Source organism: Pseudomonas rhodesiae, assembly GCF_007858255.1.
In the GTDB taxonomy this organism is placed as follows: Bacteria; Pseudomonadota; Gammaproteobacteria; order Pseudomonadales; family Pseudomonadaceae; genus Aquipseudomonas; species Aquipseudomonas rhodesiae.
Genome location: NZ_VFEU01000004.1, coordinates 385,787 through 409,763 on the forward strand (window position 1 = coordinate 385,787; position 23,977 = coordinate 409,763).

Sequence of the window (23,977 nt, forward strand, 5' to 3'; positions counted from 1 at the left end):
CCATGGGCTCCTACCTCATGCTGCATAACTCTATTCTCGACGCCATCGGCCAGACGCCCATTGTGCGCCTGGCGCAATTTTCCGAAGACCTCGGCATCGAGGTCTACGCCAAGCTGGAATCGCTCAACCCCGGCGGCAGCCACAAGGCGCGCATCGCCCTGGGCATGATCCTCGACGCCGAGCGCCGAGGCGTGCTGATCCGGGACTCCGGGCAAACCATCATCGAGCCCAGCGGCGGTAACACCGGCATCGGCCTGGTCATGGCCGGCAACGTGCTCGGCTATAAAGTGGTGCTGGTGATTCCCGACAATTACAGCCCGGAAAAACAAAAATTGCTGCGCCTGTACGGAGCCAAGGTGGTGCTGTCGGACAGCCGCCTCGGGAACAATTCCCACGGCGAAAAATGCATGGAATTGCAGCTGGAAAACCCCAGCTACGTGATGCTCAACCAGCAGCGCAACGGCGCCAACCCGCAAACCCACCGCGACACCACCGCACGGGAAATCATCCGCGCCTTCGGCGACCGCCATGTGGACTACTTCGTCAGCGGCATCGGCACCGGCGGGCATATCACCGGTATCGGCGAAACCCTGAAGACCGCCTGGCCCGCCATCCGTGTGATGGGCGTGGAGCCGGAAGAATGCGACCTGCTGAAAAACCAGCACGCACCGCACCATATCCAGGGCCTGTCGATCGGGCTGATCCCCAGCATCCTCAACGTGGATGTGATCGACGGCATGCTCAAGGTGTCGCACCAGGACTGCAAGGACATGATGAAACGCATCATGCGCACCGATGCCATAAGCCTGGGCCTGTCATCCGCCGCCAATATGGTGGCCATCGCCAGGCTCGCTCCCGAATTACCGCCCGAAACGGTGGTGCTGACCATGGTCTACGACAATGCCGACAGCTACCTGCCCAGTTTCGACTAACCGGTTTTCCAACCCTCCAGAATGCGGGGATGCCTCCATGGGCGGCTTTATCGACATGCAACACCTGCACGATGAGTTGCTCACCCATCTCATCAAGACCCTGACGCCCGCGCAGATGAAGCATTTGGAGCCGCATCTGGCGCCGCTGATCCAGAACGCCGCCCAAGCGATTGCCGAGGATTTGATCGCCTATGCCTATCGCGACCCGGCATCCCGTGGGCGGGGCGAGTTGATTCTGGAGTCCTATGCGTCGTTCAAAGCGGTGCTGTACTACCGCCTGGCCCATCTGGTGTGGAATTTTCCCGACACCCCCAACGGCATGTTCTCGCGCATCGCCCTCAAACTGAGCAACCAGGGCAAGGTGCTCTCAGGCGCCGAAATTCACCCGGCGGCCCGTATCGGCCGGCGTTTTGTGCTGGACCACGGCTACGGCACGGTGATTGGCGAAACCTGCGAGATCGGCAACGACTGCTACATCCTCTGCGGCGTGACCCTGGGTGCCCGGGGCATTGCCAACAACCCCGACGGCAAGCGCCATCCGCGCCTGGGCAACAATGTCGAGGTTGGCTCCGGGGCCCGCGTGCTCGGCTATGTGCTGATCGGTGACAACGTGTTTATCAGCCCGTCCTGTGTGATTACCCAGGACGTGCCGGCCGGCACCAAGGTCAAGGTGGTCAACCAGATCCAGCTGCAAAAGCACGATGAGTCGGACAACAGCAAGTACCTCGGTGCGTTCGCCTTGGACGAGCGCCTGCATGTGGTCGGCGAGATCAATACGAGCCACAAGGTCACCGTGCTCGATGCCGATTTCCACCCGCTGCCGGGATTGATGCTGGAGCCCACCGTCAAGGAGCGCCATCACCTGCAGTTTCGTCTGCACCGCGTAGAACCCGCCAGCCACCTGCCGCGCCTGCCGCTGAACCTCAAGGTTTGCGGGCCGGAATTCGAGATCACCCTGCTCTCTCCCCCTGGCTTGAGTGCAATGGTGCGTCATCTATTGCAAGCCAGCCCACTGATCGTCGGAGGATGAACATGTCCGTGCATACCATGGAAACCCTGGCGCTGTTCGACAGCGCGCCCTATCAGAACGCTTTCAGCGCCCGGGTGATTGCGGTCAGCGAACAAGGAATCGCGCTGGAGCACACCTTGTTCTACCCCACCGGTGGCGGCCAACCGGGTGACACCGGGCACTTCACCTTGCCGGACGGCACCCGGGTGGAGGTGATCGGCACTGTGCGCGACCCGGCCTTGCGTTCGATTATCTGGCACCAGGTCGAGCAGCGGTCCGAACAGTTGACCGCCGGCGTGCAGGTGGATGCCGGCCTGGACTGGGAGCGGCGCTACCAGCACATGAAGATGCACACTTGCTTGCACCTGCTGTGCTCGCTTATCGACGCGCCTGTGACCGGATGCAGCATCAGCGCCGACAAAGGCCGCCTGGATTTCGACCTGCCGGAAATGACCCTCGACAAAGACACCCTCACCCGCGACCTCAATGCCCTGATCGAACAGGCGCACCCGGTCAACACCCTGTCGATGCCCGCCTCGGAATACAGCACTTTATTGCAGATCACCCGTACCCAGGCCGTCGCACCGCCGGTGATGCAGGGCTCGGTGCGGGTTATTGAAATTGCCGGTATCGATATCCAGCCTTGCGGCGGCACCCATGTGCTCAACACCGAGGAAATCGGGCGGGTGTTCTGCGAGAAGATCGAGAAGAAGAGCAAGCACAACCGTCGCGTGATCCTACGGTTCGAGTAAGTGGGGTTGCACATGAGGGAGGGCGTTTGCCTCTCCCACATTGTTTTGCGGCGTTTATCAGATCACGAATAGGTCCACGAAACGATTGACCGGCGTGGCCTCAAGCTTCGCCTGGTCTTTGCACAATGCAAAAATCTCAGCACTGCGCTGCGCGGTAAACCGCGTGGCCAGGTTGGCTTTGAACTTGTCTTCCAGCAAAGGAATTCCGTCTACGCGGCGACGGCGATGGCCGATGGGGTATTCGACTGCCACCTGTTCGGTACAGCTGCCGTCGGTGAAGAACACCTGCACCGCATTGGCAATCGAACGCTTGTCGGCCTCCAGGTATTCGCGGCTGTAGCGCGGGTCTTCGACGATGACCATCTTGTCGCGCAGCTCGTCGATGATCGGGTGCGCAGCGTGGAACGCATCTTCGTAGTGCTCGGCCACCAGGTTGCCAAACGCCAGGGGCACGGCGGTCATGTATTGCAGGCAGTGATCGCGGTCGGCGGCATTGGCCAGTGGGCCGACCTTGGAAATGATGCGAATCGCCGACTCGTGAGTGGTGATCACGATGCGTTCGATCTCGTGCAGACGGTTCTTGACCTGCGGATGTAACGTCACCGCCGCTTCGCAAGCGGTCTGCGCGTGAAACTCGGCGGGGAAGCTGATCTTGAACAGCACGTTTTCCATCACGTACGTGCCATAAGGCTGACTCAGGCTGAACGCCCGCTTGTCTTCGGGCTTGAGGGCCAGGTCCTGGTTGGTGTGGCTGAACAACACGTCATAGAAGCCCCATTGCGGCGCGCTCAACACCCCGGGAATGCCCATTTCACCGCGCAGCGCGATGTCCGCCAGGCGCACGCCACGGCTGGAAGCATCCCCCGCCGCCCAGGATTTGCGCGAACCGGCATTCGGCGCATGGCGATAAGTGCGCAGTGCCTGCCCATCGACAAACCCGTGGGACAGCGCCGACAGCAACTGCTCGCGATTGGCGCCCATCAGCTTTGCGCTGACGGCGGTAGAGGCGACTTTCACCAGCAGCACATGGTCGAGGCCGACACGGTTGAACGAATTTTCCAGGGCAATTACGCCCTGGATTTCATGGGCCATGATCATCGCTTCCAGCACCGCACGCACGGTCAGCGGCGCATCGCCATTGGCCACGCGTTTTTGCGACAGGTGATCGGCCACGGCGAGGATGGCGCCCAGGTTATCCGAGGGGTGGCCCCATTCGGCGGCCAGCCAGGTGTCGTTGTAGTCGAGCCAGCGCACGCTGCAGCCGATGTCCCAGGCCGCCTTGACCGGGTCCAGTCGATAGGCGGTACCCGGCACCCGCGCGCCGAACGGCACCACCGTACCTTCCACCATCGGCCCCAGATGCTTGGTGCATTCCGGGAAACGCAAGGCCAGCAGGCCGCAGCCGAGGGTGTCCATCAGGCAGTGGCGGGCGGTGTCCAGGGCGGTTTGCGACTCGATGCGGTAGGTGAGGACGTAATCGGCGATGTCCTGCAAGACCTGGTCATAGTCAGGACGATTATTCTGGTCGACATTGGCGCTCATGGCAGTTCTCCACAGTGGGTTAGGGGTTGCTCCGTCCTCAGGGTCAGGGTTGATCGCTTCGCAGGTCTGAGTGCCTGCTTATGGCTGTGGGAGGGGCTTACCGCCTCCCACAGGATGGGTGCCGGGCTTAGAAAGCGTCGCCGGGGATGCGTACGAAACCTTCCATCAACACCCGCGCACTGCGGCTCATGATGGCTTTCTTCACCACCCATTCACCGTTCACTTGAGTGGCCTCGGCGCCAACACGCAAGGTGCCAGACGGATGCCCGAAACGCACGGCGTTGCGCTCGACACCCCCGGCCGCCAGGTTGACCAGCGTCCCGGAGATTGCCGCGGCGGTGCCGATCGCTACCGCCGCGGTGCCCATCATGGCGTGGTGCAACTTGCCCATGGACAGGGCGCGCACCAGTAGGTCGACATCGCCGGCCTTGATTGCCTTGCCGCTGGACGCCACGTAATCGGCGGGCTTGGCCACAAACGCGACCTTCGGCGTGTGCTGACGCTGGGCGGCTTCGTCCAGATGCTTGATCAAGCCCATACGCAAAGCGCCATGGGCGCGCACGGTCTCGAACATCGCCAGGGCCTTGGGGTCGCTGTTGATCGCGCCTTGCAGTTCGGTGCCGGTGTAGCCGAGGTCTTCGGCGTTAATAAAAATCGTCGGGATGCCGGCGTTGATCAGCGTGGCTTTGAACGTGCCCACACCCGGCACCTCCAGCTCGTCCACCAGGTTGCCGGTGGGGAACATCGAGCCGCCGCCGCCCTCTTCTTCCGCCGCCGGGTCCATGAATTCCAACTGCACTTCGGCGGCCGGGAAGGTCACGCCGTCCAACTCGAAGTCGCCGGTTTCCTGGACCGCGCCGTCGGTGATCGGCACATGGGCAATGATGGTTTTGCCGATATTGGCCTGCCAGATGCGCACCACGGCCACGCCATCTCGCGGCACGCGGGCCGGGTCCACCAGGCCGGCGCTGATGGCGAACGAGCCCACCGCCGCCGACAGATTGCCGCAGTTACCGCTCCAGTCCACGAATGGCTTGTCGATGGAGACCTGACCGAACAGATAGTCCACGTCGTGCTCGGGGCGAGTGCTTTTGGCCAGGATCACGGTTTTGCTGGTGCTCGACGTGGCGCCGCCCATGCCGTCGATCTGTTTGTCATAGGGGTCGGGGCTGCCGATCACCCGCAGCAACAAGGCGTCGCGTGCGGCCCCCGGCACCTGCGCCGACGCGGGCAGGTCCTGGAGGCTGAAAAAAACGCCCTTGCTGGTGCCGCCACGCATATAGGTGGCGGGGATTTTGATTTGCGGTGCGTGTGCCATGTTCATCCTCTTCAGGCGGTGGCCGCCGATTCCAGGAAGTCCTGGGCAAAACGCTGCAACACGCCGCCCGCCTCGTAGATCGACACTTCTTCGGCGGTGTCCAGGCGGCAGGTCACCGGCACTTCGACACGTTCGCCATTCTTGCGATTGATCACCAGGGTCAATTGCGCGCGCGGGGTGCGGGCGCCGACCACGTCATAGGTTTCGCTGCCGTCGATCTGCAAGGTATGGCGGTTGGTGCCCGGCAGGAACTCCAGCGGCAACACGCCCATGCCCACCAGGTTGGTGCGGTGGATACGCTCGAAGCCTTCGGCGGCAATCGCTTCCACACCGGCCAGACGCACGCCCTTGGCCGCCCAGTCACGGGACGAGCCCTGACCGTAATCGGCGCCGGCGATGATGATCAACGGCTGCTTGCGCTCCATGTAGGTTTCGATGGCTTCCCACATCCGCGTGACCTTGCCTTCCGGTTCGATGCGCGCCAGGGAGCCCTGCTTGACCTTGCCGTTCTCGACGACCATTTCGTTGAACAGTTTCGGATTGGCGAAAGTGGCGCGCTGCGCGGTCAGGTGGTCGCCACGGTGCGTGGCGTAGGAGTTGAAGTCCACTTCCGGCAAGCCCATTTTCGCCAGGTACTCACCGGCGGCGCTGTCGAGCATGATCGCGTTGGAAGGCGACAGGTGATCGGTGGTGATGTTGTCCGGCAGCACCGCCAGCGGGCGCATGCCCTTGAGCGGCCGCGCCCCGGCCAGCGCGCCCTCCCAGTACGGCGGACGGCGGATATAGGTACTTTGCGGGCGCCAGTCGTACAGCGGCGCGACTTTCGGGCCGGTGTCCTCGTGCACCGCGAACATCGGGATATACACGGCGCGGAACTGCTCCGGCTTGACCGACGCCTGAACCACCGCGTCGATTTCCTCATCGCTTGGCCAGATGTCCTGCAGGCGGATTTCCTTGCCATGGGCGTCGTGGCCGAGCACGTCCTTTTCGATATCGAAACGGATGGTGCCAGCAATCGCGTAGGCCACTACCAACGGCGGCGACGCGAGAAACGCCTGCTTGGCGTACGGGTGAATACGCCCATCGAAGTTGCGGTTGCCCGACAGCACGGCGGTGGCGTACAGGTCGCGGTCGATGATTTCCTGCTGGATCACCGGGTCCAGCGCGCCGGACATGCCATTGCAGGTAGTGCAGGCAAACGCCACCACGCCAAAACCGAGTTTTTCCAGTTCATGGCCCAGGCCGGCTTCTTCCAGGTACATGGCCACAGTTTTCGAACCCGGTGCCAGGGACGATTTGACCCACGGCTTGCGTGTCAGCCCCAGTTTGTTGGCATTGCGCGCCAACAAGCCCGCGGCGATCACGTTGCGCGGGTTGCTGGTGTTGGTGCAGCTGGTGATGGCGGCAATGATCACCGCGCCGTCGGGCATTTGACCGGGCACTTCGTCCCATTGGCCGCTGATGCCTTTGGAGGCCAGGTCGCGGGTGGCGACGCGAGCGTGGGGGTTGCTCGGGCCGGCCATATTGCGCACGACGCTGGAGAGGTCGAAGGTCAGGCCGCGCTCGTATTGCGCGCCCTTGAGATCGTCGGCCCACAACCCGGTGTGACGCGCGTACTGCTCGACCAGCGCGACCTGTTGGTCTTCACGCCCGGTGAGCTTGAGGTACGCGATGGTCTGTTGATCGATGTAGAACATCGCCGCGGTGGCGCCGTACTCCGGGGCCATGTTGGAGATGGTCGCGCGGTCGCCGAGGGTCAGTTTGGACGCGCCCTCACCGAAAAATTCCAGCCAGGCGCCAACCACTTTCTGTTGGCGCAGAAACTCAGTCAACGCCAGCACCATATCGGTGGCGGTGATGCCCGGTTGCAGCTTGCCGGTCAGCTCCACGCCCACGCTTTCCGGCAGGCGCATCCATGAGGCGCGGCCGAGCATCACGCTCTCGGCTTCCAGGCCGCCGACGCCGATGGCGATCACACCCAGAGCATCCACATGGGGGGTATGGCTGTCGGTGCCGACGCAGGTATCGGGGAACGCCACCCCGTCGCGCACTTGGATCACCGGAGACATTTTCTCCAGGTTGATCTGGTGCATGATGCCGTTGCCCGGCGGGATCACGTCGACGTTCTTGAACGCCTTCTTGGTCCACTCGATAAAGTGGAAACGGTCTTCGTTGCGACGGTCTTCGATGGCGCGGTTTTTCTCAAAAGCCTGCGGATCGGCACCGCCCGCTTCGACGGCCAGGGAGTGGTCGACGATCAACTGCGTCGGCACCACCGGATTGACCTGCGCCGGGTCGCCGCCTTGTTGGGCGATGGCATCGCGCAGGCCGGCGAGGTCCACCAGGGCGGTCTGACCGAGGATGTCATGGCACACAACACGTGCCGGGAACCACGGAAAGTCCAGGTCGCGCTTGCGCTCGATCAGTTGGCTCAAGGACGCGTTGAGGGTGGCGGGGTCGCAGCGACGCACCAGGTTCTCGGCAAGCACACGAGAGGTATAAGGCAGCGTGGCATAGGCGCCGGGACGAATGGCATCGACCGCCGCACGGGCATCGAAGTAATCCAGGCGACTGCCGGGGAGCGGTTTGCGAAATTCAGTGTTCATCGGTCAGGACTCGGTCACGGTGATTGCAAAAGGAAGACCTGCGCCGATCCAAAATTGAAATGCGACTTAAATGTGGAAGGGGCTTGCCCCTCCCACACTGGGTCCGGTTTCTACTTCGAGATCGTCGGTGTTCCCATTCAGCGACGTTCGATTGGCACGAACTTGCGCTGCTCGACGCCGATGTACTCGGCGCTCGGACGGATGATGCGGTTGTTGGCACGTTGTTCGAACACATGGGCGGCCCAGCCGGTCAGGCGCGAGCACACGAAGATCGGCGTGAACAGCTTGGTCGGGATACCCATGAAGTGGTACGCCGAGGCATGGTAGAAGTCGGCGTTGGGGAACAGTTTCTTCTGCTCCCACATGGTCTTGTCGATGGCTTCGGACACCGGGAACAGCACGGTGTCGCCCACTTCATCGGCAAGTTTCTTCGCCCAGCCCTTGATCACTTCGTTACGCGGGTCGCTGTCTTTGTAGATCGCGTGGCCGAACCCCATGATCTTGTCTTTGCGCGCCAGCATGCCAAGGGTGCCTTCCACCGCTTCTTCGGCCGAGGCGAAGCGCTCGATCATTTCCATCGCCGCTTCGTTGGCGCCGCCGTGCAGTGGGCCGCGCAGGGAACCGATGGCGGCGGTGACACAGGAATACAGGTCGGACAGGGTCGAGGCGCAGACCCGCGCGGTGAAGGTCGAGGCGTTGAATTCATGCTCGGCGTAGAGGATCAACGACACGTTCATCACTTTGACGTGCAACTCGCTCGGCGTCTTGCCGTGCAGCAGGTGCAGGAAGTGGCCGCCGATGCTCGGCTCGTCGCTCACGCAGTCGATGCGCTGGCCGTCGTGGCTGAAGCGGTACCAGTAGCACATGATCGCTGGGAACGCGGCGAGCAGGCGGTCGGTGACATCGCGCTGGGCGCTGAAGTCTTTTTCCGGCTCGATATTGCCCAGGAACGAGCAACCGGTGCGCATCACATCCATCGGGTGGGCGTCGGCGGGGATGCGTTCGAGCACTTCTTTGAGCGCCTGAGGCAGGTCGCGCAATTTGCTCAGCTTGGCACTGTAGGCTGCCAATTCGGTCTTGCTCGGCAGCTCGCCGTACAGCAACAGGTAGGCGACTTCTTCGAATTGCGCGTCGGCGGCCAATTCACGCACGTCGTAGCCGCGATAGGTCAAGCCGGCACCGGCCTGGCCCACGGTGGACAGTGCAGTCTGCCCGGCCACCTGACCACGCAGGCCGGCGCCACTCAATACTTTTGCTTCAGCCATGGTTCTTCTCCAATTTTGTAGTTATCTGGGAGGCGCTGCGCTTATTTCTTGGCGGCGAACAGCGCGTCGAGCTTCTGCTCGAAGGTGTGGTAGTCGATGCGATCGTAAAGCTCCATGCGGGTTTGCATGGTGTCGATCACATTCTGTTGGGTGCCGTCGCGACGGATCGCGGTGTACACGTTTTCGGCGGCCTTGTTCATGGCACGGAAGGCCGAGAGCGGGTACAGCACCAGGGAAACATCCGCAGATTTCAACTGTTCGGTGGTGTACAGCGGGGTCGCGCCGAATTCGGTGATATTGGCCAGGATCGGCGCTTTCACCCGCGCGGCGAACAGTTTGTACATCTCAAGCTCGGTGATTGCTTCCGGGAACACCATATCAGCACCGGCTTCGATGCACGCTGCGGCACGCTCCAGAGCGGACTCCAGGCCCTCGACGGCCAAGGCATCGGTGCGCGCCATGATCACGAAGCTGTCATCGGTGCGCGCATCCACGGCAGCCTTGATGCGGTCGACCATTTCCTGCTGGGACACGATTTCTTTGTTCGGACGATGGCCGCAGCGCTTGGCCCCGACCTGGTCCTCGATATGGATGGCGGCCGCGCCGAACTTGATCATCGACTTGACGGTGCGCGCCACGTTGAACGCCGAGGAGCCGAAACCGGTGTCCACGTCCACCAGCAGCGGCAGGTCGCACACGTCGGTGATGCGGCGCACGTCGGTCAGCACGTCATCCAGGCCGGTGATGCCCAGGTCCGGCACGCCCAGGGAGCCGGCGGCCACCCCGCCGCCCGAGAGGTAGATGGCCTTGAAGCCGGCGCGCTTGGCCAGCAACGCATGGTTGGCGTTGATCGTGCCGACCACCTGCAAGGGGTGCTCACTGGCCACCGCATCACGGAAACGCTGGCCTGGCGTGCTGTTATTGTTGGAACTCATGACTCACCTCGCTGAGTGGCTGTCTGGGTGGCGCCGTCGGGGAAATGACGGGCGATATTGCGCTTGGAGGCGCCGATATGCCGGCGCATCAATAATTCGGCCAGTTCGCCGTCGCGGTCGGCAATCGCATCCAGAATGCGATGGTGCTCGGCAAATGCCTGGCGTGGACGGTTGGGCGTGGCGGAAAACTGGATGCGGTACATGCGCACCAATTGGTACAGCTCGCCGCAGAGCATCTGGGTCAGGGTACGGTTGCCCGCGCCTTGAATGATGCGGTAATGGAAATCGAAGTCGCCTTCCTGCTGGTAATAGCCGACACCGGCCTGGAACGCCGCATCCCGCTCATGGGTATGCAGCACCTGGCGCAACTCTTCGATCTCGGCGTCGGTCATGCGCTCGGCCGCCAGGCGACAGGCCATGCCTTCCAGGGATTCGCGGATTTCGTACAGCTCGATCAGCTCGGCATGGCTGAGCGAAACCACCCGCGCGCCTACATGGGGCACCCGCACCAGCAGACGCTGGCCTTCCAGGCGATGGATCGCTTCACGCAGCGGGCCGCGGCTGATGCCGTAGGTGCGCGCCAGTTCCGGCTCGGAAATCTTACTGCCGGGGGCGATCTCACCTTTGACGATGGCGGCCTGGATACGCCGAAAGACGTTCTCCGACATTGTTTGGGAGTCGTCCGACGCCACCGTCGGAAGCTCTGCTTGAACCCGCATATTGTCGACACCTTTAAAACCAATGCGGCAAAAACTAGCCAATAGACCGCAGCTAGTCAAAGAATAAATGCACATTGTCGACAATCGTCTAATAACCTCCCTGCGATTGCGCACAACATGGCCGGCTGCCAGCGCTGGCGTCAGAAAAGCATCATGCTAGAATGCCCGCCGCCTTTGCCTGACGTCTTTTGATGAAAGGGCGTACCAGAGATTGCGCAGTCATGCCAGTCGCCATGAATGAACATCGCACTGCACTGCCTCAGGATCTATGACACTCAAGCCCCTCCCCCTATTGTTTTGCCTGCTGGCCATCCCAAGCCTTGGCGCTGCCGCCGAGAAGACTGTGTATGGCCTCAACGAATACGCCCAACTGGCCGGCATCGACCTGGAAGTCGCCGCCAAACTGGACACCGGCGCCAAGACCGCCTCCCTAAGCGCCCGCGATATCAAACGCTTCAAGCGCAACGGTGAGTCTTGGGTGCGCTTCTACCTGGCGATCGACACCGCCCACTCCCACCCCATCGAACGCCCCCTGGCCCGGGTCAGCAAAATCAAGCGCCGCGCCGGTGACTACGACCCCGATGAGGACAAGAACTACACCGCCCGCCCGGTGATTGCCCTGGATATCTGCATGGGCACCGCTTTACGCAGCATCGAAGTGAACTTGACTGACCGCAGCGCTTTCCAATATCCGCTGCTGATTGGCTCCGAAGCGCTCAAACGCTTTGATGCGCTGGTCGATCCGAGTCTTAAATATGCAGCAGGCAAACCCGCCTGCGCCGCCGACGCTCATACCGCCGAGTAACCCGAATGCGCTCTCTGACCCTGCACCTGAAAATCCTCATCACCCTTTTGGTGGTGCTGGGCATTTCGGTCACCGCCTACCAAATCTTCGTGCTGGGCATCCCCGTGACCGAAGACGCCACGGACGACCTGTGGAACATCGACGCCAAGGTAGAGTTCGTGGCCAGCCCCAAGGACCCGGTCAAGATCCAGATGTTCGTGCCGCCCCTGAGCCGCGACTTCGTCAGCCTCAACGAGAGTTTCATCTCCAATAACTACGGGGTCAGCGTCAACCGCATCGACGGCAACCGCAAGGTCACCTGGTCGGCGCGCCGGGCCAAGGGCAACCAGACCCTCTACTACCGTTTGGTACTGACCAAGCGTTACAGCGGCGAAAAAACCAAGATCAAAGGCCCGACCTTCCGTGACAGCATCGCTGTGGAAGGCCCGGAGAAAATCGCCGCCGAAGCCCTGCTGGCGCCGATCCGCCAGCACTCGGCCGACGTCGAGACCTTTATCACCGAAGCCATCAAGCGCACCAACAACCTCAACGACGACAACGTGAAGCTGCTGCTGGCTGGCGACCTGTCCACGCCGCACAAGGCCAAGATCGTCGAACTGCTGCTGTCCATCGCCCATGTGCCGGTGGAAAAGGTCCACACCATCCGCCTGGTCGCCGACCAGCCGCAAACCCCGGAACTGTGGCTGCGCAGCTTCAACGGCAACGACTGGCTGTACTTCAACCCGGAAACCGGCGAACAGGGCCTGCCCGCCGACCGCCTGCTGTGGTGGACCGGCGATGAAAACCTGATCACCGTCGATGGCGGCAAGAAAGCCATGGTCACCTTCAGCCTCAACAACAGCGAAATGAACGCCATTCGCCTGGCCAAGCTGACTGACGAGAACACCGACGCCAATTTCCTCGAATACTCGCTGTACGGCCTGCCGCTGCAGACCCAGCAGACCTTTATGATCATGGTGATGATCCCGATCGGCGTGCTGGTGATCCTGATCCTGCGCAACCTGATCGGCCTGCAGACCCTGGGCACCTTCACCCCGGTGCTGATCGCCCTGGCGTTCCGCGAAACACAGCTGGGCTTCGGGATTGTGCTGTTCACCATCATCACGGCGCTGGGGCTGTCCCTGCGTTCGTACCTGGAACACTTGAAACTGCAGATGTTGCCGCGCTTGTCGGTGGTGCTGACGTTCGTGGTGGTACTGATCGCCGCAATCAGTCTGTTCAGCCACAAGCTGGGCCTGGAGCGCGGCTTGTCGGTGGCGCTGTTCCCGATGGTGATCCTGACCATGACCATTGAGCGTCTGTCGATTACCTGGGAAGAACGCGGCGCCAGCCATGCAATGAAAGTGGCGATCGGTACGCTGTTCGCCGCATCCCTGGCGCACATCATCATGAGCGTGCCGGAGCTGATCTACTTCGTATTTACCTTCCCGGCGATCCTGCTGATCCTGGTGGGCTTCATGCTGGCCATGGGTCGTTATCGCGGCTACCGCCTGACCGAACTGGTGCGGTTCAAGGCCTTCCTCAAGGCTGACTCGTAATGTTCGGTTTCTGGAAGACCTGGAAGGCCCTGGAGGCGCGGGGGATCATGGGCATCAACCGGCGTAATGCCGACTACGTGCTCAAGTACAACAAGCGCAGCCTGTACCCCATTGTGGATGACAAGATCATCACCAAGGAACGGGCGCTGGCGGCCGGCATTCATGTGCCGGAAATGTACGGGGTGATCTCCACCGAGAAGGAAATCGACAAGCTCGACGAGATCATCGGCGGGCGCAGCGATTTTGTGATCAAGCCGGCCCAGGGCGCCGGCGGTGACGGCATCCTGGTGGTGGCCGACCGCTTTGAAGGGCGCTACCGCACGGTATCCGGCAAGATCATCAGCCACGAAGAAATCGAACATCAGATTTCCAGCATTCTTACCGGCCTGTACTCCCTGGGCGGCCACCGCGACCGCGCGCTGATCGAATACCGCGTGGTGCCCGACCAGATCTTCAAGAGCATCAGCTACGAAGGCGTGCCGGATATCCGCATCATCGTGCTGATGGGTTACCCGGTAATGGCCATGCTACGGCTGCCGACCCGGCAGTCCGGCGGCAAGGCCAACCTGCACCAGGGCGCAATCGGCGTGGGCGTCGACCTCGCCACCGGCCTGACCCTGCGCGGCACCTGGCTGAACAACATCATCACCAAACACCCGGACACCACAAACGCGGTGGATGGCGTGCAACTGCCCAACTGGGACGGCTTCATGAAGCTCGCAGCGGGCTGCTACGAACTGTGTGGGCTGGGCTATATCGGTGTCGACATGGTGCTCGACCAGGAGAAAGGCCCGCTGATCCTGGAGCTGAACGCGCGGCCGGGGCTGAACATCCAGATCGCCAACGACTGCGGCCTGACCTTGCGCACCCATGCGGTAGAAGCACGCCTGGAAGAACTCAAGGCTACCGGCGTGACAGAAACCGTGGAAGAGCGGGTGAAGTTCGTGCAGGCAATGTTCGGGCATATTCCCCCGGTGGAAGGCTGATCCGAACGCTCCATCTGTCTATCCCCGACATCCCCCCTAGGAGCAAATCCTACGGGGGACTACAATCCCCTCCCCCGCGCCCTGGCTGATCCACCCCGCATGTCGACCTGCACCGTTTACCCGCTGCCCTACCGGGCCAACCCCGCCGAGTATTTCGCGGCGATTCGCCACGCGCCCGGCGCGGTACTGCTCGACAGCGGCCGCCCGGCTGCGGACCGCGGCCGCTATGACCTGCTCAGCGCTTGGCCACAAGCCACGTTGACGGTTTCGCCTGATGAAAGCGGCAGCGATTTCCTGCAACGCTTGCGGGAAAACCTCGCGCTGTTGGGTAAGGCAGAGCTTCCGGCCGGATATGAGCTGCCGTTCGCCGGCGGTTTGATCGGTTACCTGAGTTACGACTTTGGCCGGCATTTGGAGCAAATGCCGCACCTGGCGGTGGACGATCTGCATCTGCCGGACGCGCGTTTAGGCCTGTACGCCTGGGCGCTGGTCAGTGATCACCAGGCGCAAACCAGCCAACTGGTGTTCCACCCCACGCTGGCCGACAGCAAGCGACAGCGCCTGATCGCGCTGTTCAACTCATTACCCAAGGCTGCTGCGGCCACCTTTGCCTTGCAGGGGCCGATGACACCGGACATCAGCGCCGAGGCCTATCGCCAGGCCATCGTGCGTATCCATGACTATATCCAGGCCGGTGACTGCTACCAGGTCAACTTCGCCCAGCGCTTTCGCGCGCCGTGCAGCGGCGATCCCTGGGCCGCTTACTGCGCGCTGCGTGAAGCCTGCCCGACGCCGTTTTCCGGGTTCCAGAGCCTGCCCGACCACGGCGCGGTGCTGAGCCTGTCGCCGGAGCGTTTCGTACACATCAGTGCGCGCCGGGTCGAAACCCGCCCGATCAAAGGCACCCGCCCGCGCGGCCTGACACCCGAAGAAGATGCCGCCCACGCCGCCGAACTGCTGAGCAGCCCCAAGGACCGCGCGGAAAACCTGATGATCGTCGACCTGCTGCGCAACGACCTGGGCCGTACCTGCCGCACCGGCTCGGTCAGCGTGCCGGAGTTGTTCAGCCTGGAAAGCTACCCCAACGTGCATCACTTGGTCAGCAGCGTGATCGGCACCCTCGCCGACGACAAGGACGCCCTGGACCTGATCGCCGGCAGCTTCCCCGGCGGCTCCATCACCGGCGCACCGAAAATCCGCGCGATGCAAATCATCGACGAACTGGAACCGACCCGGCGCGGCCTGTACTGCGGCTCGCTGATGTACCTGGACGTACGCGGCGAGATGGACAGCTCGATTGCCATCCGCAGCCTGTTGGTCAAGGACGGGCAAGTGTGCTGCTGGGGCGGCGGCGGGATCGTCGCGGACTCGCAGTGGGAAGCGGAGTATCAGGAATCGTTGACCAAGGTGCGGGTGTTGTTGCGGACGTTGGAAGGGTTGTAGGCGCTGGAAAGTTCATCGGGGCAAGCCCCCTCTCTCCTGGACCTGCTGCATTCAGGTGGGAGGGGGCTTGCCCCCGATTGGGCCTTCAGCCGCGCTGCAAAGCTTTAAAGACTCAACGACCGATTCGACGCCTTGATAAATTCCTGCTTCAACGCCTCGAACGTATGCACCGCCGGAAACTGCGGGAATTCGCGGATCACATTGTCCGGCGCATGGAACAAGATCCCCTGGTCAGCTTCGCCCAGCATGCTGGTGTCGTTGTAGGAATCGCCGGCGGCGATCACGCGGTAGTACAGGCTCTTGAAGGCCAGGACCGACTGACGCTTGGGGTCTTTCTGGCGCAGTTGGTAACTCACCACGCGGTCTGTCTCGTCGGTGATGAGGCGGTGGCACAGCAACGTCGGGAAGCCCAGCTGGCGCATCAGCGGTTGGGAAAATTCGTAGAAGGTGTCGGACAGAATCACCACCTGGAAGCGCTCGCGCAGCCAGTTGACGAACTCGACGGCACCGTCCAGCGGCTTGAGGGTGGCGATCACGGCCTGGATGTCGGCAAGCTTCAGGCCGTGTTCGTCGAGAATGCGCAGGCGCTGTTTCATCAGCACGTCGTAGTCGGGAATGTCCCGGGTGGTGGCCCGCAAGGCTTCGATACCGGTTTTTTCGGCGAAGGCGATCCAGATTTCCGGCACCAGCACCCCTTCCAGGTCAAGACAGGCAATTTCCACAAGACACTCCATTTTGGTGTTATTGGTTGAGCGAGCAAAAGGATTGCCGAACTCTAGCGATTCAAGCCCGAAGCCGCAACGCAGGGCGGATTTTGATACCATCGCCCACCTATAGAGCGCTCAGCGCCACTGACCTGCAGGAACCGTGCTGATGAACCAAGCCTTCGATGTCGCTGAACTCGCCGCGACCTATGCCAACAAATCCGCCCAGGACATCCTCAAGCTGGCATTCAGCCAGTTCGGCGACGACCTGTGGATCTCTTTCAGCGGCGCCGAGGATGTGGTGCTGGTGGACATGGCCTGGAAGCTGAACAAGAACGTCAAAGTGTTCAGCCTCGATACCGGCCGCCTGCACCCGGAGACCTACCGGTTTATCGAGCAGGTGCGTGAGTTCTACAAGATCGACATCGAACTGATCTCGCCGGACCAGAGCAAGCTGGAACCCTTCGTCAAGGAAAAGGGCCTGTTCAGTTTTTATAAGGACGGCCACGGCGAATGCTGCGGCATCCGCAAGATCGAACCGCTGCGGCGCAAGCTCGCTGGCGTCAGCGCTTGGGCCACCGGCCAGCGCCGCGACCAGAGCCCCGGCACACGCAGCCAGGTGGCGGTGCTGGAGATCGACACAGCGTTTTCCACCCCGGAACGCACCTTGTACAAGTTCAACCCCCTGGCGCAGATGAGCAGCGAAGAAATCTGGGGCTACATCCGCATGCTGGAGCTGCCCTACAACAGCTTGCACGAGCGCGGTTTTATCAGCATCGGCTGCGAGCCGTGCACCCGCCCGGTGCTACCGAACCAGCACGAACGCGAAGGGCGTTGGTGGTGGGAAGAAGCCACGCAAAAAGAATGCGGGCTGCACGCTGGGAATATCATCAGCAAAGCCTAAGGGCTGACGCAGTTAAATAGGTGGGAGGGGGCTTGCCCCCGATAACGGTGGATCAGCCAACTGAGTGGTGACTGACACTGGGCTATCGGGGGCTAGCCCCCTCCCACATTTGTTTTAAGTTTGACGTCTAGATGTACACACACCTGTAACCATAGGTGCCATTTATGTGTGCAATCCTCATAAATTCGCACCATAACGTAACACCTGCTCCGCATCATCCTGCGTACTGGCGAATAGCCCCTCTTCAACAGAAAAATAAATAGCTGTTCAAACGGTCAATTTATATTGCTTTGAATTCAGCCAGTTATTTGCCTCACCTCTAAAAACGAAATTACCTACAGTTTTGATATGCCAAAAACTGGCACACATGTGGCTTAAGGTGAAAAGTGCTTTGTATACAATTAATACAAAACCTACATACACTTTGCCATCCGCGGCGTTGCTGCAGATGCTTTGGAGCCTGCCGGAATGCGTACAAGCCTCTCGAATAACATCGCACTGGATCTGCCCTCCTCCGCCCTGAACCACCCGGCCTCAGATCCTGGCCCGCTGGTACTGAGCCCACGCCTGCACAACAAGGACCTGGCGCCGACCAAGGCGCAAGGCCGCCGCTGGGGGCGCTACAGCATCTTTGCGCTGTGGACCAATGACGTGCATAACATCGCCAACTATTCATTCGCGATCGGCCTATACGCCTTGGGCCTGGGCGGTTGGCAGATTCTGCTGTCTCTGGGCATCGGCGCGGCGCTGGTGTACTTCTTTATGAACCTGTCGGGGTATATGGGGCAAAAAACCGGCGTGCCGTTTCCGGTGATCAGCCGCATCAGCTTCGGCATCCACGGGGCGCAGATTCCAGCGCTGATCCGTGCGGTGATCGCGATTGCCTGGTTCGGTATCCAGACCTACCTGGCTTCGGTGGTTTTCCGCGTACTGCTTATGGCGATTCACCCAGGCTTTGCCGACTACGACCACAACTCGATCCTCGGCCTGTCGACCCTGGGCTGGGTGTGTTTCGTGGCGATCTGGTTCGTGCAACTGGTGATCCTGGCCTACGGCATGGAAATGGTGCGGCGCTATGAAGGGTTCGCAGGCCCCGTGATTTTGGTGACCATGGCCGCGCTGGCCGGTTGGATGTACTTCCAAGTGGACGGCCATATTGCCTGGTCGGTGCGCGAGCCGCTGAGCGGCGGTGAGATGTGGCGCAATATCTTTGCCGGCGGCGCGCTGTGGCTGGCGATCTACGGCACGCTGATCCTCAACTTCTGCGACTTCGCCCGTTCTTCGCCGTGCCGCAAAACCATCGTGGTCGGCAACTTCTGGGGCCTGCCGGTAAATATCCTGGTGTTCGCCGCCATCACCGTGCTGCTGTGCGGCGGGCAGTTTCAACTCAATGGCCGCGTGATCGAGAGCCCCACCGAGATCATCGCAGCGATCCCCAATACCGTGTTCCTGGTGCTCGGTTGCCTGGCGTTCCTGATCGTGACCGTGGCGGTGAATATCATGGCCAACTTTGTGGCGCCGGCCTTCGTACTGAGCAACCTGGCGCCCAAGTACCTGAACTTCCGCCGCGCCGGACTGATCAGCGCCACGGTGGCGGTGCTGATCCTGCCGTGGAACCTCTACAACAGCCCGCTGGTAATTGTGTACTTCCTTTCGGGCCTGGGCGCACTGCTGGGGCCGTTGTACGGCGTGATCATGGTCGATTACTGGCTGATCCGAAAAAGCCAGGTGAACGTACCGCAGCTCTACAGCGAAGACCCGCAAGGCGCTTATTACTACAGCCGCGGGGTCAATTTGCGTGCGGTGGCGGCGTTTATTCCGGCGGCGGTGATCGCCATTCTGCTGGCCCTGCTGCCGGGCTTCGCCAGCGTCTCGCCCTTTTCCTGGTTGTTTGGCGCCGGTATTGCAGGGCTGCTGTACCGGCTGATCGCCAAGCGCCAGCCTTTCTATGCCGATGTCAGCGGCGAAAGCATTGCAGTCGATAACGTCAGTCATTAATCAAGGACACCCCATGCGCATCCTCGTGGTCAACGTCAACACCACCGCTTCCATCACCGACACCATTGCCGAGCAGGCGCGGGCCGTGGCCGCACCGGGCACTGAGATTGTCGGGCTCACCCCGTATTTCGGCGCCGAATCGGTGGAAGGCAATTTCGAAAGCTACCTGGCCGCCATCGCCGTGATGGACCGCGTGATGGCCTATGACCAGCCGTTCGATGCGGTCATCCAGGCCGGCTACGGCGAACATGGGCGCGAAGGCCTGCAGGAGTTGCTCGACGTGCCGGTGGTGGACATCACCGAAGCGGCCGCCAGCACCGCGATGTTCCTTGGCCATGCCTACTCGGTGGTCACCACTCTGGATCGCACCGTGCCGTTGATCGAAGACCGCCTGAAGCTCGCCGGCCTCTATGCCCGCTGCGCCTCGGTACGCGCCAGTGGCATGGCCGTGCTGGAACTGGAAGAAGACCCGCTGGCCGCCATGGAGGCCATCGTGCGCCAGGCCGAACTGGCCATCCACGAGGACAAGGCCGAGGTGATCTGCCTGGGCTGCGGCGGCATGGCCGGGCTGGATGAGCAGATTCGCCAGCGTACCGGCGTGCCGGTGGTGGACGGCGTAACGGCGGCCGTGACCATTGCCGAATCGCTGGTACGCCTGGGGTTGTCGACCTCGAAGATCAGGACCTATGCCACGCCAAGGCCGAAGAAAGTGATCGGTTGGCCGGGGATGTCCGGGCGCTAGGCCCGCGCTTCGATTAAACCGCGCTAAAGCGCTGCCCCAGGCGCTGCTCGGCAAACTGCTCGATGATGAAATCCACAAATGCCCGGGTCTTGCCGGGCAGCAGCTTGTGCTCGGCGTAGTAGATGGAAATATTGCCGTCGTCCACATACCACTCAGGCAGCACCCGTACCACCGCGCCGCTGTCCAGAAACGGCACGGCCATGGGCATGCTCACCAGCGCAATACCCAGGCCCTGGGCGCTGGCGCAGCAGGCGGCTTCGGAGTCGCTCAAGGTCATGCGCGGTTTGAGCGTCAGGGGGCGTTGCTCACGGTCGGGACCGGTCAATTGCCAGGTGCGCACGCGGCCGGTCTGCGGCGAGCGGATCAGGATACCCAAGCAGCGCCCCAGGTCTTCGGGCCCCTGCACCGGCGGGCGTTTGGCCAGGTAATCCGGCGACGCCACCAACACCCGATGGGCCGGCGCCAGTTTGCGCGCCACCACGCCCTGGGGCAGTTCGAAGCCGCCACCGATGGCCGCATCGAAGCCTTGGCCGATCAGGTCCACCTGGCGATTATCGAAGTGCCAGTCCGGGCTGATATCCGGGTAGCGTTCAGTGAATCGTCCCAGCAGCGGCATCACATAACGATTACCAAACACCGTGCCCATGCTCACCTTGAGTGTGCCCACCGGCCGCCCCTCGGCGCTGGCCAGGTTGGCCACGGCGTTCTGGATGGTGATAAGGCTTGCGCTGACTTCATCGAGGAACAGCTTGCCGGCTTCGGTGAGGGTCAGGCGCCGCGTGCTGCGCTGAAACAGGCGCACGCCGAGGCGCGCTTCAAGCTTGGCCACGCTTTTGCCCACCGCCGCCGGGGTCAGGCTCAAGTGCCGCGCAGCCTCGGCAAAGCTGCCGCCTTCGGCGCTGCGCACAAAGCATTCGATACTGCCAAAGCTTTCCATACCGCCTCACCCTAAACTTTTGGTTTACACAGACTATAGCAATCACGGTCTACCGGCCTGGGTGAGGCAGGTCGATACTCGGCTGCAACAACAGGGCATACCGCCTTGAACAGACAGGAGATCGACATGACTGCACACAACCTGACCGGCAAAGTCGCCTTGATTCAAGGCGGTTCCCGCGGCATCGGCGCCGCCATCGTCCAGCGTCTGGCCGCCCAAGGGGCCGCCGTTGCCTTTACATACGTCAGCTCAGCGACCAAGGCTGAGGCGTTGCAAAACAGCGTGATCAGCGCAGGCGGCCAAGCCTTGGCCATCCACGCCGACAGCGCCGACGCCACCGCGATCCGCAACGCCGTCAGCGCCACCGTCAAGGCGTTCGGTCGCCTGGATATCCTGGTGAACAACGCCGGCGTGCTGGCCATTGCGCCGCTGGAAGACTTCCAACTGGAGGACTTCGACCAGACCCTGGCGATCAACGTGCGCAGCGTATTTATTGCCACTCAGGAAGCCGCCAAGCACATGGGCGAAGGCGGCCGTGTGATCAATATCGGCAGCACCAACGCCGAGCGCATGCCCTTCGGCGGCGGCGGACCGTATGCTATGAGCAAGGCCGCGCTGGTGGGGTTGACCAAAGGTTTGGCACGGGACCTGGGGCCACGCGGTATCACCATCAACAACGTGCAACCCGGCCCGGTGGACACCGACATGAACCCAGCCGACAGCGATTTTGCCGAGAGCTTGATCGGCTTGATGGCCATTGGGCGGTACGGGCATGTGGAGGAGATTGCCAGTTTTGTGGCGTATCTGGCGGGGCCAGAGGCCGGGTATATCACCGGTGCCAGCCTGACTATCGACGGTGGTTTCAGCGCCTGAGCCAATAGGGAAGGGGCAAACCCCCTCCCACATTTTGGCCGAGTGTGGTCAGGACATCGGCGGTAAGCCATACGCCGCCAGATCAAAGTCCGCGAGTTTGCGGATGATCTGGTCGGCGTGGTGGTACTTGCTGTCGGCCATGGCTTCATCGGGCACAGCGATGGCGGTCATTTGCGCAGCCTTTGCCGCGGTCACGCCGAACGGCGAATCTTCGAACACCAGGCAATCCTTGGGTTCGACACCCAGACGGCGTGCGGCGGTGAGGAAGATGTCCGGCGCGGGCTTAGCGGCACCGACTTCCGGGTCGTCGGCGGTGACGATGGTGTCGAACAACGCAAACCACTCGCGGTGCAAGGTGGTCTTGTGGCCGAACGAATTACGCGAAGAACTGGTGCCCACCGCAATCGGGATGTTGTGCGCCTTCAAATGCCGAACCAGCGCTTCGGCACCGGGCATGCCCAATGCCTTGGGAAAACGCTCGCTCATCAACGGTTCGCGGATGCGCAGAAATTCGGCCGGGGTGATCGGCAATTCCAGCGCCTTGACCACATACTCGGCCAGGTCCTGGGCACCCCGCCCGATAATGTGCTGCTTGATCCCCCAGTCATAAGAACGGCCGTAGCGCTCGGCAATGATCTGCGTGACTTCGGTGTAGATGCCTTCGGTGTCCAGCAACAATCCGTCCATATCGAAAATCACAGCCTTGATCGGGACAGCGGTACGCGGTGCATTCATCACAACGAATCCTTGAGAGAACGACTAAAAGGGTTCAGCACAATAACGGTGACACCGACACGCGGGCAACTTTTGGGCGCGGTTGATCCTGCGTCGCGGACAGGATCGCGACAGCTTGGCTGGTGAAGAATCAGTATCCCTCACGCCGTTCACAGACGCCGCCATGTCCGAAGCCTTCGAAGTCCCCAGCCCCCACGAAAAACATATCGAACACACCACCGAACATGCCCACGCCCGAGGGGATAGTTTCGCCAGCCGCATCGCCGTGATGACCGCGTTGATGGCCACCTTCGGCGCCATGCTCAGCTACCAGGCCGGTTCCACCGAGAGTGAAGCGGCGATGGACAAGAACAACGCCGCGATCATCAAGACCGAAGCCGCCAACCAGTGGAATTACTACCAGGCCAAGTCCAGCCGACAAAACCTGGCGGAGCTGGCCACCCATATCCCCGGCGTGGATGCTGCGCATTATCGGGAAGAGATCGAACGCTACAAAAGCCAGAAGGAGGCCGTGCGCCAACAGGCAGAAAAACTTGAAGCCACCTCACGGGAGTGGGATGAAAAATCCGAACAGGCGCTGCATCGGCACCACCGCTGGGCCCAGGCGATGACTGCGATTCAGATCGCGATTTCGTTGGCGGCAATTACCTTGTTGACGAGGAAGGAGTGGTTGAAGCGGCTTTCGTATACGGCCGCAGGCGTGGCCATGGTGCTGGGCGGGCTGGCGTGGCTGCATGTTTAGCCGCGAGGCGTGAACGAGCCTAATCGTTCAGATTCGTTTCAATTCGTCTATGCAGCGATTACAGTACGCGCCCCCAGGAATTGAATCTTGGGCTTTAGACCATGGAGTTACACAGTGAAGTACGTCAGCAAAGTAGTTGCAGCCGCAGTACTCGGTTTCGCCCTGGCCGGCTGCACCGGCACCGCCATCAAATCCCCACAGTACGACAGCAACCAATACACCGTGCTGGGTCACAGTGAAGCCAGCGCCACCGGCATCATGCTGTTCGGCGTGATCCCGATCGGTCAGAACAGCCGTTTCGTCCGCGCACAAGAAGCGGCCATCAAGGCAAAAGGCGGCGACGCTCTGATCAACACCCAAGTGCAGGAAAAGTGGTTCTGGGCCTGGGTGCTCAGCGGTTACACCACCAAGATCTCCGGTGATGTGGTCAAGCTGAAAACCGCACAGTAAATCCTTCGGGCGTTCACCTGCGCCCGCGACGTATCATGGGCT

The 23,977-nt window shown here is 61.6% G+C and carries 22 protein-coding genes; 13 read left to right on the top strand and 9 right to left on the bottom strand.

The annotated features are described in order from the left end of the window. Window positions 1-17: 17 nt before the first annotated feature. Genes FIV35_RS08690 through FIV35_RS08700 form a run of 3 tightly spaced genes read left to right on the top strand, consistent with a single transcriptional unit; the run spans window position 18 to window position 2,693 of the window. On the top strand, window positions 18-932 hold the full coding sequence (locus FIV35_RS08690) for a PLP-dependent cysteine synthase family protein (RefSeq protein WP_034099867.1): 915 nt from the start codon (window positions 18-20) through the stop codon (window positions 930-932). A 37-nt stretch (window positions 933-969) separates the two neighbouring features. Next, entirely contained in the window at window positions 970-1,962 is a 993-nt protein-coding gene (locus FIV35_RS08695; RefSeq protein WP_034138961.1) for a serine O-acetyltransferase, read from the top strand. A gap of 2 nt (window positions 1,963-1,964) precedes the next feature. Further along, on the top strand, window positions 1,965-2,693 hold the full coding sequence (locus FIV35_RS08700; RefSeq protein ID WP_034138962.1) for an alanyl-tRNA editing protein: 729 nt from the start codon (window positions 1,965-1,967) through the stop codon (window positions 2,691-2,693). Between the two features lie 57 nt (window positions 2,694-2,750). Here the strand turns inward: FIV35_RS08700 and prpD are convergent, their stop codons facing one another. From prpD to FIV35_RS08730, 6 genes are all read right to left on the bottom strand, one after another. Continuing rightward, complete coding sequence (gene prpD, locus FIV35_RS08705; protein ID WP_034138963.1) at window positions 2,751-4,235, bottom strand: 2-methylcitrate dehydratase; 1,485 nt, start codon at window positions 4,233-4,235, stop codon at window positions 2,751-2,753. Between the two features lie 127 nt (window positions 4,236-4,362). Beyond that, window positions 4,363-5,553, bottom strand: coding sequence for a 2-methylaconitate cis-trans isomerase PrpF (gene prpF / locus FIV35_RS08710; protein ID WP_034099868.1), 1,191 nt, complete (start codon window positions 5,551-5,553; stop codon window positions 4,363-4,365). A gap of 11 nt (window positions 5,554-5,564) precedes the next feature. Further along, window positions 5,565-8,159: a Fe/S-dependent 2-methylisocitrate dehydratase AcnD gene (gene acnD / locus FIV35_RS08715; protein ID WP_034099730.1), complete on the bottom strand. Its 2,595-nt coding sequence runs from the start codon at window positions 8,157-8,159 to the stop codon at window positions 5,565-5,567. 137 nt (window positions 8,160-8,296) lie between these two features. Beyond that, the gene (prpC, locus tag FIV35_RS08720; protein WP_034099731.1) at window positions 8,297-9,424 is read right to left on the bottom strand and encodes a bifunctional 2-methylcitrate synthase/citrate synthase; all 1,128 of its coding nucleotides are present in this window, start codon (window positions 9,422-9,424) and stop codon (window positions 8,297-8,299) included. Window positions 9,425-9,465: 41 nt separating this feature from the next. Beyond that, the gene (gene prpB / locus FIV35_RS08725) at window positions 9,466-10,359 is read right to left on the bottom strand and encodes a methylisocitrate lyase (RefSeq protein WP_034099732.1); all 894 of its coding nucleotides are present in this window, start codon (window positions 10,357-10,359) and stop codon (window positions 9,466-9,468) included. Beyond that, window positions 10,356-11,078 carry a GntR family transcriptional regulator gene (locus FIV35_RS08730; protein ID WP_034099733.1) on the bottom strand — a complete coding sequence of 241 codons (723 nt, stop codon included), beginning with the start codon at window positions 11,076-11,078 and terminating at the stop codon, window positions 10,356-10,358. The genes prpB and FIV35_RS08730 overlap by 4 nt, the downstream gene beginning before the upstream one ends. Before the next feature lie 268 nt (window positions 11,079-11,346). Here FIV35_RS08730 and rloA point away from each other — a divergent pair, with 268 nt between their 5' ends. The 4 genes from rloA (at window position 11,347) to pabB (ending at window position 15,850) form a co-directional block, all read left to right on the top strand. Continuing rightward, window positions 11,347-11,883, top strand: coding sequence for a retropepsin-like aspartic peptidase RloA (gene rloA, locus FIV35_RS08735; protein ID WP_034099734.1), 537 nt, complete (start codon window positions 11,347-11,349; stop codon window positions 11,881-11,883). Window positions 11,884-11,888: 5 nt separating this feature from the next. Continuing rightward, the gene (rloB, locus tag FIV35_RS08740) at window positions 11,889-13,421 is read left to right on the top strand and encodes an osmotic stress tolerance membrane protein RloB (protein WP_034138964.1); all 1,533 of its coding nucleotides are present in this window, start codon (window positions 11,889-11,891) and stop codon (window positions 13,419-13,421) included. Further along, window positions 13,421-14,407: an alpha-L-glutamate ligase-like protein gene (locus tag FIV35_RS08745; protein WP_034138965.1), complete on the top strand. Its 987-nt coding sequence runs from the start codon at window positions 13,421-13,423 to the stop codon at window positions 14,405-14,407. Before rloB ends, FIV35_RS08745 begins: the two co-directional genes overlap by 1 nt. Before the next feature lie 99 nt (window positions 14,408-14,506). Beyond that, window positions 14,507-15,850 carry an aminodeoxychorismate synthase component I gene (gene pabB, locus FIV35_RS08750; protein WP_034138966.1) on the top strand — a complete coding sequence of 448 codons (1,344 nt, stop codon included), beginning with the start codon at window positions 14,507-14,509 and terminating at the stop codon, window positions 15,848-15,850. Window positions 15,851-15,954: 104 nt separating this feature from the next. On the opposite strand, the gene thrH is transcribed toward pabB, so the two are convergent. Then, complete coding sequence (thrH, locus tag FIV35_RS08755) at window positions 15,955-16,572, bottom strand: bifunctional phosphoserine phosphatase/homoserine phosphotransferase ThrH (protein WP_034114837.1); 618 nt, start codon at window positions 16,570-16,572, stop codon at window positions 15,955-15,957. A gap of 151 nt (window positions 16,573-16,723) precedes the next feature. On the opposite strand from thrH, the gene FIV35_RS08760 reads away from it, so the two are divergent. The 3 genes from FIV35_RS08760 to FIV35_RS08770 all read left to right on the top strand — a co-directional run bounded on the left by FIV35_RS08760 (window position 16,724) and on the right by FIV35_RS08770 (window position 20,198). Further along, a complete protein-coding gene (locus FIV35_RS08760; protein WP_034138967.1) occupies window positions 16,724-17,458 on the top strand; it encodes a phosphoadenylyl-sulfate reductase in 735 nt (244 codons plus the stop codon). Window positions 17,459-17,926: 468 nt separating this feature from the next. Continuing rightward, on the top strand, window positions 17,927-19,456 hold the full coding sequence (locus FIV35_RS08765) for an NCS1 family nucleobase:cation symporter-1 (RefSeq protein ID WP_034138968.1): 1,530 nt from the start codon (window positions 17,927-17,929) through the stop codon (window positions 19,454-19,456). Between the two features lie 13 nt (window positions 19,457-19,469). Continuing rightward, window positions 19,470-20,198 (top strand): aspartate/glutamate racemase family protein, encoded by a 729-nt coding sequence (locus FIV35_RS08770; RefSeq protein ID WP_034114839.1) that lies wholly within the window; start codon window positions 19,470-19,472, stop codon window positions 20,196-20,198. 13 nt (window positions 20,199-20,211) lie between these two features. Here FIV35_RS08770 and FIV35_RS08775 read toward each other — a convergent pair whose 3' ends face one another. Then, the gene (locus tag FIV35_RS08775; RefSeq protein WP_034138969.1) at window positions 20,212-21,135 is read right to left on the bottom strand and encodes a LysR family transcriptional regulator; all 924 of its coding nucleotides are present in this window, start codon (window positions 21,133-21,135) and stop codon (window positions 20,212-20,214) included. Between the two features lie 126 nt (window positions 21,136-21,261). Here FIV35_RS08775 and FIV35_RS08780 point away from each other — a divergent pair, with 126 nt between their 5' ends. Beyond that, complete coding sequence (locus FIV35_RS08780; RefSeq protein ID WP_034138970.1) at window positions 21,262-22,008, top strand: 3-oxoacyl-ACP reductase family protein; 747 nt, start codon at window positions 21,262-21,264, stop codon at window positions 22,006-22,008. A 48-nt stretch (window positions 22,009-22,056) separates the two neighbouring features. Here FIV35_RS08780 and FIV35_RS08785 read toward each other — a convergent pair whose 3' ends face one another. Next, window positions 22,057-22,743 carry an HAD-IA family hydrolase gene (locus FIV35_RS08785; RefSeq protein WP_034099744.1) on the bottom strand — a complete coding sequence of 229 codons (687 nt, stop codon included), beginning with the start codon at window positions 22,741-22,743 and terminating at the stop codon, window positions 22,057-22,059. A gap of 163 nt (window positions 22,744-22,906) precedes the next feature. Between FIV35_RS08785 and FIV35_RS08790 the strand changes: the two genes are divergently transcribed. Together FIV35_RS08790 and FIV35_RS08795 are read left to right on the top strand one after the other, a co-directional pair. After that, entirely contained in the window at window positions 22,907-23,485 is a 579-nt protein-coding gene (locus tag FIV35_RS08790; RefSeq protein ID WP_034099745.1) for a DUF4337 domain-containing protein, read from the top strand. 114 nt (window positions 23,486-23,599) lie between these two features. Then, a complete protein-coding gene (locus tag FIV35_RS08795; protein WP_034099746.1) occupies window positions 23,600-23,935 on the top strand; it encodes a hypothetical protein in 336 nt (111 codons plus the stop codon). The last annotated feature ends 42 nt before the right edge of the window (window positions 23,936-23,977 follow it).